Here is a 12,611-nt window from a genome sequence, read left to right as displayed (position 1 = left end):
CAATCGCGGGATACGCATTAATAAAAATGATATACATGAACAATATAAAATACAATAAACAATTGCCGGCGTTAGTCATGGTATTACTGTTGTTGGTAACAGCCTGTAGGAAGACGGATGCACCTGATCTTAGTCCTGCTGCCTTCGGTACCAAAACCATTAGTATCACCCAGTTAAAAGCCCTGAGTACGGCCGCAGAGGTACGCGTGCCGGATGGGGCTGAAGGGCGGCAAATAACAGGAGTGGTGATTTCTGACCGGGAAGCGAAAAACATCGGTCCGAAAACGTTTATTCTGCAAAGTGACGGAGCAGATACTGCCGGAATCGTGGTGCAATTGGATTCGATATCTCCTTTTTACCCCGGTGACTGGTTGGTGATCAACGCTTCCGGGCAGAAGCTGCAACAGCAGGACGGAGAAGTTGTATTGAAAGACATCCCTCTTTCCAGTATTGAGCATATAGGGAAGGGTGTCATAAAAGTAATATCTGTTTCAGTGGCGGAAGCAGTTGCCAATGCCGGCAGATGGAATGGTACCATGATCCGGTTTTATGACGGAAATCTAAGTGGCAGTAGCGGCAAATACAGTGGTGTCCTGAGCTTTAGGGAAGAGGACAGCAGCGCGGTTATCCAGGCGCCGATATTACCGGGTGCGGTGTTCGAAAACACAAACTATCCGGCAGGGCTCAGTACTTTTACCGGCATTTTAAGAGGCCGTGGCACCAATCCCTATGTACAAATCCGGAATACTGATGATGTAATCAGTTCAAGGGTAACCCGTGTGGTAACAGATGAAATGCATATCTATGGGATGACTAATCCGAGCCCTTATTGGGAGAACCCTAATATCATCTCGGGCAGTGCAACCCTTGAAACAGGAGTGTCCAGGTATTCCGTTGGGGATGTTGTAGGCAATGTGCCAGCCTTTACATCGGATGCTGGTTTGCTGCCGCCTAAAAGTAGTTACTGCTATCTTATACTGAGGAAGCCGGAATATGTCTGGGACTTTAAAAGCTCATTGGGTTTAACGACGCGGCCTGGTATTAAGGAAATCCGTGTAACCTTCATGGGTAGCCAGGTAACCGGTTTGATTACCAAAAGTAGTTATGGAGACGTTATAAAAGTAAATCCATTTAACCCGGCAACGGATAGTTTTAAACTGGCGTTGAATTACACTGTTGGCAGCTTTGTGGCTGATACCGTATCGGCTGCTTATGCTGAGACAGGCAAACTGTACACTGCTGTATTCCGGGTGCCCTCCAGGCGGGAATTATTGAAGACGGTATCGGCAATGGACCCTTATTTTTACAAAACCTCGGTCGACCAGTTTCTTGAAGAACCCAAGTTTAGCATCGTGAATTATTCGGACCGGGTTGACCCTGATATAGACCCATGGTCATTACCACCATCGGCCCCTGTGGTTATTACGAAAATTGAGTATGGTTATTAGCGACCTGGTAACTACTGCCGGTAACGATGATATAGACCAAATTAATTTTTATAAAGGATGGAAAGGGCTACTGGATGATGTAGAAGAACCGGATCCAGGAGGGGATTGGATTTTAAGGCGCTAAACAGAACAGCCGTGGGGAATCTGCCTGCGGCTGTTCTGTTTAGCTCACTTTAAATTCCATCGACAGGCTGCCTGGAAAAACAGGGCAGCATGATAATTTTGGTGTCTCCTGTTTCGTCTCAACGAGGGTAGTTATGGAAAAATCCTTTTCCAATGTTTCATTTATATATGACAACTCAATGAATGCAGGGCTTCTTCAAACCGTGCAGTACGCATCTGCTGCAAGGCCTCGTTCATCAGTGCTTTGCCATACATGAACTGTCCTTCATAGGTGGCGAGTGATAGTTTGCCGGAGCCGAGCAGCGGACCAACATCCTTCAGATACACGCCCTCCATATGCTGGTCATGTGCATAGTCCGCAGATTTAGCCTGAGCGGCGAGTTGCATCATCATCATAGCATAAATGATCCGGCTGATCTGGCGCATCACATAGAAGCGGGAAATTTTATAATCATTCACTTCGCCAAAATATGTCTTCAGGAATACAGCCTCCTGTTCGGGACTATGGATGAAAAAGTTTGCCACACCTGCCAGGTCTATGAACCTGTCATTAACGAAGGCAGTATCCCAGTCAATGATCCAGACGGCCTCTCCGTCACACAGAATGTTGGAAGGGTTCAGGTCATTATGACTGAACACTTTGTCTGTGTCCTGCCATGGATATAACGTCTTCACTTTTTCATATCGTTTCAGGCATTCGTCCGGTATAGGGCCGGACAGAATATTATTGTGACGGAACCCTGCCAGCATATGATCAATCGTTTCTTCCAGATTGCCGCCTGGTACAGCATGAGATATGGCATGTATCTTCTTCACTGCCTCTGCCAGTTTCACGGCGAGCACTTCGCCGCTGAAAATGCTCCTGATCGGCTTGTTTTCGACGAACTCACTAATGATAATACCTGCTTCTGCATTGCTGTAGCACAGCAAGGGAGCAATACCTGCTTCCGCCGCCCGGGCTACTTTCTCAAAGGGATCTGCCGCCGTATTGGCGTGGGGGAGATCGAGCTTTATCACATAAGGACGATTATCTGCAATGACCTTATATACAGAAGCAGAAGACAATCCACCTTTCAGTAGGGTCACTTCACTGATAACAGCGTTGCCGAATGTTTTCTCAAGGGCCGCAGTTGCCGCGGCTCTGCGATCAGCTGGAAATACTTCTGAATAATTTAATGACATAGGGGAAATATTGATACGGGTAGCAGCACCCGGCAACTTAAACAAAGCTGCCTGCGCTTTTGCCTGGGTCAAATATAAGTAACAAATATAAAATCATTAAAGGGTCTCGTCCTAAAAAAGGTTTACACCCCCTCGGATAGGAACCCGTCGGATGTTGGAGATGCTACAGCCAATTCTTGAGCAACATCAGATAAAAATGGGAAGAGACAAGCTCTTCGATCTGTTGGCATCCCATCGAGTAGGAATAAATATCATCTGTTGATTTTGAGAAGAATTGGAGAGTATTAATTCTATTTAGTGGTTTAAAAAATATCTCAGAAGGATATAAGCTCATTAGACATACATCACAAAATGGCAACGCGAAATAATGGATTGTCGCTCCCCGATAAGCTCTATCTGTTCGAATTAGTTCTATTCTACGGCTAACTTTATCAATTCTTCATAACAGATCAAATGCGCTTAAAGAATCATGAACATCTGCTGCTTACACTTATTGCTATCGGCAGACCTAAGCTATCGACCGCCGGGTACCTTTTCCATCCGTTTACATTCTTGCCTCCATCAATACCGACAAGCGCTTAGGTCCCAGCGCTTCGTGGGTTTTTATCAACTATCGGATTACTAAATCACTCTATTTCAGTGGTGCTTTCGGCACGATTTCAGGTTGAACAAGCCCCGCCTATTCTCCGCCTTCGGGATCAACTGGGGATTTGACAGCGAAAAAGTAAGTTTCTAAAGCTAGATAAGCGGGCACTCGCGTGCTTATCTAGCTTTAGAATTGTCATGAAATTGTCGGTGTGGAGCTTTTTTAATAATGCTATATAAACCAGGATAATGAAAAATTGACTGTCGAGCAGTGTAAATTCTACAATTTAAAAAACATAATCAATTAATTATTAGTAACTTATATTTCGTTATATTATCTTGTTTGGAAATCAACCCAAAAGTCAATTTTCCAACATGAATACCCAGCGTCTCTAAAAGAAATGTTAAGATTTATATTTTGTGCAATAGAGAGCATGTAGCGCAACCAGAATTGAAACAGTGAACAACAGGTAGCAAAAGTAAGAGAATTGAGTAGCAACGATAAGTAAAAGCATCTGTAATAATGGAGCCAGACAGCAATACGGATTCGTGTGCCGCCAATGTCGTGTAAATCAAAAATTGTACAGAGCATCAACCAAAGGGCTACAATTAGCCTGTAAACCATTTGTGAACAATTAAAAAACAAAAGCCTGTAAAAAGCTTGGAATGAAGTGAACAATAATACACCTGACAAAGTCGGGCTGTAAACCGATGACTTATCTCTAACAATTTCCATTTTATCTCAAACCAAAGATCATGCACAAGAAGCTACTGCTCATTGCGCTACTGGGATTGCTATGCCTATACGGCAGTGCCCAGGGGCAAAAAATTTCGGGAACAGTAAAGGACGACAAAGGAGTGGCCCTGCCAGGAGTTTCCATCCGCGAAGCAGGAACTACAAATGGTACCGCTACATCACCGGACGGTATTTTTACATTAACCTTGAAAGGTGCTTCCGGCAAACTGCTGGTATCCTTCATGGGGTTTGAACAGCAGAGCGTAACCGTAGGCACACAAACCAACTTACGCATCACACTGAAACCTGATGCCAAAGCACTGAAAGATGTAGTGGTGATCGGTTACCAGGAAGTAAAACGTACTAAAAGCACCGCCGCTGTTACCAGCATCATGGGCAAGGACATTGAGAACCTGCCTGCAGCAAGCGTGGACGTACTTCTCCAGGGTAAACTCTCTGGTGTAAACGTACAGAACTTTACCGGTCAGCCAGGCGTGAAAACCTCTCTGATGGTGCGTGGTAACACCAGACTGATGTCCAGCTCCAACTTTAATGGAGATGAAGCATTCAGTAATCCACTTTATGTAATCGATGGTATTCCCATCTCCGAAGATGAAGTAAAATCTTTCAACAGTACCGGTACTAACTTTCTCGCTTCTCTCAACCCGAACGATATTGAGTCTATCGACATTTTGAAAGATGCGTCTGCAGCTGCGATATATGGTTCCCGTGGTGCTAATGGTGTGATCATCATCAAAACCAAAAAGGGTACAACCGGTAAAGCAAGATTCAGCGCCAACGCATACTTTGGCCTGGTGCCCCAACCTGCAAAAGTAAGCACCGTAACCGGCGTGGAAGAACGCAGACGTAAACTGAATATGATTAAGAACTATGGTAACTACACGCAACTGGATGCTCAGGTACCGTTGATTCTTACAGACAGCCTGAACCCGATATTTAATAACAACAATAACTGGCAGGACTTGTTCTATCAAAATGGTCAGGTACAGAACTACGACATCGGTGTTAGTGGTGCAAATGAAAATGTGAACTACCGTGTGAGTATGGGTATGTACGATGAAAAAGGCGTTATCATCAACACCGGCTACAAACGCTACTCCCTGAACTCCAATCTCGGTTTCACTATCAATAAAAAACTGGAACTGCAAACTGCACTGCGCCTGTCCAAAGGTCTACGCCAGGTAGGTAAAGGCTCCGGACTGGATGCCAACAACCAGCTCAGAAATGTATTTACCGTGAATCCGGTGGATATGCCTACTTCACTCATTGCCCTGACAGACAAAGACAGAGATGCTATTGTAAATCCATATTCACGTACCCGTAACGACAACGTTAACAACGACATCAACGTGAATGTGCAGCTGATGTATCACATCCGTGAAAACCTTCACTGGACAACAAGAGGCGCTGTTACTTATTCCAATGCGAAATACGACTATGCATCACCGGCCGATCTTTCAGTATCCAGAACAGGTGAAGCCATGTCCGCTTTCACACAGTATACCAAATACCTGTTGACCAACCACCTCACCTGGAATAAGACCATCAACCGTATCCACAACTTCAACCTGTTTGCCGGTCAGGAATTTGAGCGTCGCCAGAGTGAATCACTGAAGGCATATGGCCGGGGTATTCCGAACGATAACATCCAGGTAGTATTGGGTAACTCCAAACTCAATGGTGGTGGATTTTCCGACTATATTACCTACGCGAAACTTTCCTACATGGCAAGTGCGCACTACGATTTCAAAGACAAATATCTCTTCGATGCATTCTGGAGAGCAGATGCTTCCTCCCGTTTCGGTACATCCAACAAATGGGGGTACTTCCCGTCAGTTTCACTCGGTTGGTTGCTGCATGAAGAATCATTCATTAGAGATCGTTTCCCTGTTATTAACTTCTTTAAACTGAGAGCAAGCTACGGTATAAACGGTGACGAGAGCAGCATCGGTGACGTGAGCAGATACAATGCATACAAAATCGGCGACCAGAATTACAACGGTAGCAGCGATGTGAACACATACGGAGGTCAGGTTCTCATCACACCAGACTTCAACCATATCACACGTAACGACGTTACCTGGGAACAATCCAAACAATTTGACCTGGGTACAGAACTGGAATTGTTCCAGGGACGTATTAGACTGGAAGCCGATTGGTATGTGAGAAACACTTCTGGCCAGCTCCTCAACGTATGGGTACCTGAAACCAGCGGTTTCCGCGAATCATTGACCAACGCAGCCGGCGTAAGAAACAGCGGTATCGAGATCAACCTCACCACCCGCAACTTTGCACCATCCAGCAAACTGCAGTGGACCACCTCCCTCAACGTTTCTTACAATAAAAACATGGTTACCAAATTACCTGATGGTAACCGCGACATGTACATCAGCAGCGACAATGGTACTGTATACGTAGTCGGCATGCCGGTGAATATGTACAGAATGTATATCACCGACGGTGTGATCAACAGCAGAGATCAGTTGCTGGTAAACCCGTACACCGGTGAAGTAGGCAAAACAAAATGGGGTACACTGGTGCCTGGTTATCCAAACTGGCGCGATATCAACGGTGACTTCATGATCTCCGATGCAACAGGAGCCAACGACGTTACCTTCTACGGCGATCCAAACCCGAAATTCACAGGTGGTTTGACCAACACTATCACCTACAAAAATTTCACACTGCAATTCCTCACCACTTATACTTTCGGCAGAACTATCGTAAACTCCACCCTGGCACGTAAACTCTCCAACGGCCTGTTCTACGGTAATGCTACTGACTTCGCCTTCTCCTCCCTTTCCGATGTGGAAAAATACCACTACTGGAAATACGATGGCGACCAGGCTACCTTCCCTGCACTGAATCCATTTATGGGCCTGTATGCATGGCGCGCAGGGCAGTCGCTCTTCGTAGAGCCAGGATGGTACATCCGTATCAAAAACGTGAACCTGGGTTACAACTTCGACCGTAAAACATGGCGCTTTGTGGATAATATGAGACTGAGCAGCCTGAGAGTATATGGTATGATGGATAACGTGGCCATGTTCCAGAAATTCTCCGGTATCGATGCAGAACGTGTGAATGCACAGGGCTACGACTTCGGTGACGGTTATCCGTTACCAACCAAATTCACCCTCGGTGCACGTGTTGAATTCTAGTAACTCCGTAAAAGCAAAGCAATGAAAAGAATCAAATTAAGCTTATATAGCCTCCTGCTCATCGGCATCTTAGGTTCCCTGAGCTCCTGTAAAAAGTACCTGGACAATGAAGTGAAAAACGGTACTTACGATAACGTATTCTGGAACAGCCAGCAAGACGTAGAAGGTGCTGTGAACGGTGCCTATGGTCTTTATCGTACCGCTATTCAAAATAAAAATACCTTCTTCATATGGGGCGATATGCCGGCTGGCATGTATACCACAGAAAGCTCCTACCTGAAACCAGTAGTAGAATCAGGTAGCTTTCAGACGCCGTATTATGAAGATGCCTGCCACGACTGGACCAACTGGTACCGCCTGATCAACCAATGTAACCTGATTATTGAAAAGGCCGGACAATTGCCATTGGAAAAATACAGAGGTACTACCTATTCTGCACAGCAGGTAAAGAATGCCTACATTGGTGAAGCATATTTCCTTCGCGCACTGGCCTACTTCACCATGGTGCGCGTTTGGGGCGATGTTCCGGTACAGAATACCGCGATTTCCGCCGCAGAACAGATTAAATTGATCGCAAGAAGTCCACAAGACTCTGTTATGAACCTGCTGACCGCCGACGCGCAAATGGCCAGCTCCATGCTCCAATGGAAGCAGGACAATACGGGTAAAAATATCATCCACGCTGGTAAAGGCGCTGCATTATCGCTGCTGACGCACGTTACAGCATGGCGTCATAAATATGATCAGTCGCTGGTGTATGCAGATTCTGTTATCAACCAGGGAATCTATTCACTGGAATCCAGTGCCACAATGGACCGTTTGTTCAAAGCTGGCAGCCAGTCTCCTGAATTGATTTTCGAAGTAACCAATAGTGATGCCGATGGAGAAAGTAATGCCGGCGCCGGTGGATTTGAGATCCCCATGGCACAGGCTACCGGTGCTATGTCACTGGACCAGACAGCTCCAGGGCTTTACTACTCCAATAGCGATGTGGTAACCAGCTTCTTCAAGAATAAAGAAGTAGATGATATCAATACTGATCTGCGATTCAAAACTTTCTTCTCACCAAAATCAAACGACCGATATGGCATTTTGAAGTATTCCAGTACAGTGGAGAAGAGCACCAGCTCATCCTACTATTTCAAAGACCAGTCGCCTACCGTTATATTCCGTCTTGCAGATATCCTGCTGCTGAAAGCCGAAGCCCAGGCCAACCTTGGCCAGGAAGGCGCAGCTTTAATCACCGCCAACCTGGTGAGGGCACGTGCGGGTGTACCGCCACTGGCCGACTATGCAGGTCAGTTACTGAAACGCGAACTGCTGGCAGAACGCTTCCGCGAACTCACCGGCGAAGGACAGAACTATTATGATCAGGTGCGTACCAAATTTTATCCTATCTGGCTCACCAGCGCCGATCGTATTTCCAAGCAGGGATGGTTGTGGCCAATCACAAAGAGTGTGTTCAACAACAACCCGATGATGACACAGAATGAATGGTGGAAAGGAAAATATTAATCACAGTAATTATTACAACTAATCTTTTATGAAGATGAAAAATATATTAATGAAATTGGCTCTTGCGCTGCTGCTGGCAAGTTACCTGGTAAGCTGTAAAAAGAATGACATCATCGATGGGGGCACGCACGACCCGCATGTGAATATGACCACTTACGACTACCTGAAAAGCAATTCATGGCAGTTGTTCGACACCACGATCATGCTGATAGACAAGGCTGGTTTGAAAGATGTCATCAATGGAGACGTAACCTTCTTTGCGCCCACTGATAATTGCATCAATAAATACCTGGCGAAAAGAAGAGACGCTGCGAGGAAGATCTCCGAGAAACTGGACTATAACCTTGACTCCCTGTTGAAGGAGTTTACGCCGCAAATGTTGCACGACTCCATGGGCATGTACATTTTTAAGGGAAAGATCACCCGCGATCAGCTGACCTCAACTGGTAAATCCTACGAGTCCGTTATCCCGGGCGCACCGCTGTGGTTATTCCTAATCCCATATCAATATGTAAACGAAGGCCTGATGACTACCAACGGCTATATCGTTTCTGCGCGCCGCGTGTATGGCGAACCTGACATCATTGTGAACGATAAATACCAGGACCCGACAGGAAAGAAAGAACTCCTGGATATTTCCGGTATCTGTCAGACATCGGGCGTGCTCACCACAAATGGTGTACTGCATGTGATGGCAAACAGCCATGTATGGAATTTCTTACGCTAACGGTCATTCATCTCTTTAAAAAGCTACAATGAAACTGAAATATATCATGGCAGTTTGCCTGCCAATTATCGCCGGCCTTTATTCCTGTGAAAAGGTGGAAACAGGCTATCTCAGCGATTATCCACGCTATGCGGATAACCCGTACACCATCACCCAGGGCTCGTTTAAGATGTCGTCCGGCATTATCCCGGACAACTCCACACCTCCATTGAATATAACGCTTCTGGACGTACGCGATAAAGCCACCGGCAAACACGCAGAACAGTTCTTCACGGACTACGACACATACGTATGGACCAAACCTTACGACCCTACCAGGGATACCACTTTTGAACTGATTAACGCAAAACGTACCAAAGCGAAGAAAAGACCGCTGGAAGTGCTCGCGGCGAGCGGTCAGCTGATTTTCTCCGATGTAAGTACCAACGTACCTCCTGGTACTTATACCATTGACCTGCAGATCAGCAATCCACGCGGCACCAAACAGTACAAGAATATCTGCGACATCGTGGTACAGAAACAGAAAGAATACGAATATGTGAATGCACCATACTCACTTGCCGGTAGAACAGACAAGGAGGAAGCAATCAGGTTTGCATATGATGCGGACTGGATTGATCAGCTGATTGGTCGCTCTACTACTGCCTGGCTGAGAATCAAACGCGTAGCTGATGAACCAAACCAGGTAATATTCGTTGTGAAAGATAAAAATGGAGCCATCTTTCCTCCTGATGCCATGAAGCTTCGCCCGAGCGGTGGTTCATTCCTGAAGAGTATGAAGACTTTCGCCGTGAAAACTTTCACAAACGATACCGCTACCATTCACCAGTTTGCAACAGTTCCTTTCCCGCATCCATACTGGGAAAGCCAGAGCAATGGTATCAACTGCTACTATCGTATGTACAGCCAATATGTACAGTCTATCGATACTGCGGATTCCAAAAACTGGTTCCCGCCAAATACCACTCCGTATGGCACCTGGAACAAGATGCCGGTAAACCTGAACATCCGTATGAATACGAGAATCCTGGTTCCCGGTAGCTATGTGTACGAATTAACGCTGCAATGCACGAAGAAATAAACTATCTTTCGAATCCTGTAAAGAAGGCTGGCTCCTGTAGCCGGCCTTCTTTTTCTAAAACAGTGAACTATATTAATATTGCCGTAACCTAAAGTCATTAGTTTTATGGCGTGAATAAAAGCACTTTTGATTCCGATTACCTTTGGAAACTTGTTCAGCAGAACAATCGGGAAGTTTTTGACCGGATTTACCAGGAGTATCTGCAGGTGATATTTGTAATACAGCCCCCATCACTGCCCACAGCGGCAATGAGGGAGGCAGGGGCCCTTGTTGGGCAGGAAGTTGCCGAATATTTTCTCAAGGGCAGCAGTTGCCACGCCTCTGCGATCAGCTGGAAATACTTCTGATTAATTTAATGACATAGGGGAAATATTGATACGGTAGCAGCGTCTGGTAACTAATGCCTACCCGCTTTCCTCGCGTACATCGACGCTACAGGCCATCAATGAAATGAACAGACCGGTTTTTATTTGGTTTCGACGATGCCCATATTGTTGCCTTTACGGATATTGTCGGGAGTAAATAATTTTCGAAATTGAAGCGGACTGATATTTTTTATTTTCTGAAATTGCTTGTGAAAATTGGCGTGCGTGCTGTAGCCGCTTTCGAAGCAGATGTCAAAGATAGGTTTGTTTGTTTCAATTAGCAGGCTGCATGCAAATTCAATACGCACTTCGTTCAGGAAATCGTTGTAGGTTTTTTGGGTGCTTCGTTTAAAGTTTCGGCAAAAAGCAGGTACACTCATACAAGCTTTTTGGGCTACATCAGAAAGCTTGATCTGCTCACGAAATGAATCAATGGTAAATTGAAACACTTTGTCCATAATATCCATATCCTTCTGACTATACGCTGTGGCTTGTTGCGTGGAAACGGTGGTGTATTCCATTTGGGTGGCAATCAAAGACAGGCTTTCGAGTAAAAGAAGTAAGCGTTTAACACCACTCGTGTATTCCAGTTCCATGATAAGCGAAGCCAGTTGTTTATTTTGGGGAGCCTTTATTTTTAAGCCGAGAATGGACGCTTCCATTAAAGATCTTAGTGCACGATTTTCAGGGATATGTATAAAATCGGGACCCCAGAAATCACCCCGAAACTGAATGACTACAGCGCTGGTTATCTGGTCGCCGGTTTTTTGAAACGTATGGGGCAGGTTGGGTCCTAGAAAATAAATATCACCTGTTTCAAATTCGCCAACATGATTTCCAACAAAGCTCATACCAGAGCCTTCTGTAAACAGAATCAGTTCGTATTCGACATGTTGATGCCAGCCAACTTCAAACTGTGGTGTACGGAAAGTTTTTGCAAAAAACGAGGTGGAATCATCAGGCAGCAGTCGTTGAATAAATGGCCGCATGTTTATTGATATTAGAAGTTGTTTAAAAATTTGAGGTACTCATTTTAGTAAGATACAAATGAAGGCTACCTGGATAAATGCAGCCGCAGATCCAGGAATCTTCTCATGATCCTTATCGAGCCTTCTGAAAAAAGCCATGCGAGAAATCTTTCCATTTGCCATCAACCGGTTTGAAGTATGAATCCTTTTACTGACGGCAGTTTCTGAGTAATTTTCATTGTTCATCTGTAATAGTTTTCAACCATCTTACAGAACTCCCCCGGTGTGCTTTATCTGTAAGGGTAAACTTAAAGTTAGTTATTTTGTTCAAATGAATCATTTATTTATTGGGCAGTTTACGATAGTTTATTTTTTTAATAATAAAGTAGAAGTGTTTATGTTTCCAGAGGACTAATTTCGAAGGATCATAAACCTAACGATTGGCGCTTTCTGACAAAATTCATTTAATTGGTGTTTCACCGGCATCTGCAGTAGCAGCACTGGATAAGACCGGCGATAGTAAGTTTTTTATTGCCCTTGTAAGCTTTGTAGCTGCCTTTGGAGGATTATTGTTTGGCTCCGATACTGTCATTGTCTCCGGGACCATTCCCTACATCACTGCTTATTTCCAGCTCAACGAGTACGCCTTATCACAATGCAAATTCCACCCTTATGTCGGGATTGCATGATAACCGCGGT

The 12,611-nt window shown here is 45.1% G+C and carries 8 protein-coding genes; 6 read left to right on the top strand and 2 right to left on the bottom strand.

The genetic code is table 11. The features are described from left to right. Positions 1 to 35 precede the first annotated feature (35 nt). Positions 36 to 1,448 carry a DUF5689 domain-containing protein gene (locus tag HHL17_RS20590; RefSeq protein WP_169226673.1) on the top strand — a complete coding sequence of 471 codons (1,413 nt, stop codon included), beginning with the start codon at positions 36 to 38 and terminating at the stop codon, positions 1,446 to 1,448. 285 nt (positions 1,449 to 1,733) lie between these two features. Here the strand turns inward: HHL17_RS20590 and HHL17_RS20585 are convergent, their stop codons facing one another. Then, positions 1,734 to 2,753 carry a phosphotransferase family protein gene (locus tag HHL17_RS20585; protein WP_169226672.1) on the bottom strand — a complete coding sequence of 340 codons (1,020 nt, stop codon included), beginning with the start codon at positions 2,751 to 2,753 and terminating at the stop codon, positions 1,734 to 1,736. 1,341 nt (positions 2,754 to 4,094) lie between these two features. On the opposite strand from HHL17_RS20585, the gene HHL17_RS20580 reads away from it, so the two are divergent. The 4 genes from HHL17_RS20580 to HHL17_RS20565 are packed head-to-tail and all read left to right on the top strand — an operon-like array spanning position 4,095 to position 10,579. Further along, on the top strand, positions 4,095 to 7,256 hold the full coding sequence (locus tag HHL17_RS20580) for a SusC/RagA family TonB-linked outer membrane protein (protein ID WP_169226671.1): 3,162 nt from the start codon (positions 4,095 to 4,097) through the stop codon (positions 7,254 to 7,256). A gap of 21 nt (positions 7,257 to 7,277) precedes the next feature. Beyond that, the gene (locus tag HHL17_RS20575; protein WP_169226670.1) at positions 7,278 to 8,771 is read left to right on the top strand and encodes a RagB/SusD family nutrient uptake outer membrane protein; all 1,494 of its coding nucleotides are present in this window, start codon (positions 7,278 to 7,280) and stop codon (positions 8,769 to 8,771) included. Between the two features lie 49 nt (positions 8,772 to 8,820). Then, positions 8,821 to 9,498 carry a fasciclin domain-containing protein gene (locus tag HHL17_RS20570; protein WP_169226669.1) on the top strand — a complete coding sequence of 226 codons (678 nt, stop codon included), beginning with the start codon at positions 8,821 to 8,823 and terminating at the stop codon, positions 9,496 to 9,498. A 28-nt stretch (positions 9,499 to 9,526) separates the two neighbouring features. Then, entirely contained in the window at positions 9,527 to 10,579 is a 1,053-nt protein-coding gene (locus tag HHL17_RS20565) for a DUF5007 domain-containing protein (protein ID WP_169226668.1), read from the top strand. 466 nt (positions 10,580 to 11,045) lie between these two features. On the opposite strand, the gene HHL17_RS20560 is transcribed toward HHL17_RS20565, so the two are convergent. Continuing rightward, complete coding sequence (locus tag HHL17_RS20560) at positions 11,046 to 11,933, bottom strand: AraC family transcriptional regulator (protein WP_169226667.1); 888 nt, start codon at positions 11,931 to 11,933, stop codon at positions 11,046 to 11,048. Between the two features lie 419 nt (positions 11,934 to 12,352). Between HHL17_RS20560 and HHL17_RS20555 the strand changes: the two genes are divergently transcribed. Then, positions 12,353 to 12,601 carry a hypothetical protein gene (locus HHL17_RS20555; RefSeq protein ID WP_169226666.1) on the top strand — a complete coding sequence of 83 codons (249 nt, stop codon included), beginning with the start codon at positions 12,353 to 12,355 and terminating at the stop codon, positions 12,599 to 12,601. Positions 12,602 to 12,611: the final 10 nt, after the last annotated feature.

This window comes from Chitinophaga fulva (assembly GCF_012927205.1).
Taxonomy (GTDB): Bacteria; Bacteroidota; Bacteroidia; order Chitinophagales; family Chitinophagaceae; genus Chitinophaga; species Chitinophaga fulva.
Note: the sequence above shows the minus strand (reverse complement) of the source record. Positions and strands in the feature narration are given on the sequence as shown.

Excerpts from the sequence above, each read along its gene's own strand:
- HHL17_RS20575 (WP_169226670.1), top strand. The coding sequence starts at position 7,278 with ATGAAAAGAATCAAATTAAGCTTATATAGCCTCCTGCTCATCGGCATC.
- HHL17_RS20570 (WP_169226669.1), top strand. The coding sequence starts at position 8,821 with ATGAAATTGGCTCTTGCGCTGCTGCTGGCAAGTTACCTGGTAAGCTGT.
- HHL17_RS20590 (WP_169226673.1), top strand. The coding sequence starts at position 36 with ATGAACAATATAAAATACAATAAACAATTGCCGGCGTTAGTCATGGTA.
- HHL17_RS20565 (WP_169226668.1), top strand. The coding sequence starts at position 9,527 with ATGAAACTGAAATATATCATGGCAGTTTGCCTGCCAATTATCGCCGGC.
- HHL17_RS20585 (WP_169226672.1), bottom strand. The coding sequence starts at position 2,753 with ATGTCATTAAATTATTCAGAAGTATTTCCAGCTGATCGCAGAGCCGCG.
- HHL17_RS20560 (WP_169226667.1), bottom strand. The coding sequence starts at position 11,933 with ATGCGGCCATTTATTCAACGACTGCTGCCTGATGATTCCACCTCGTTT.
- HHL17_RS20580 (WP_169226671.1), top strand. The coding sequence starts at position 4,095 with ATGCACAAGAAGCTACTGCTCATTGCGCTACTGGGATTGCTATGCCTA.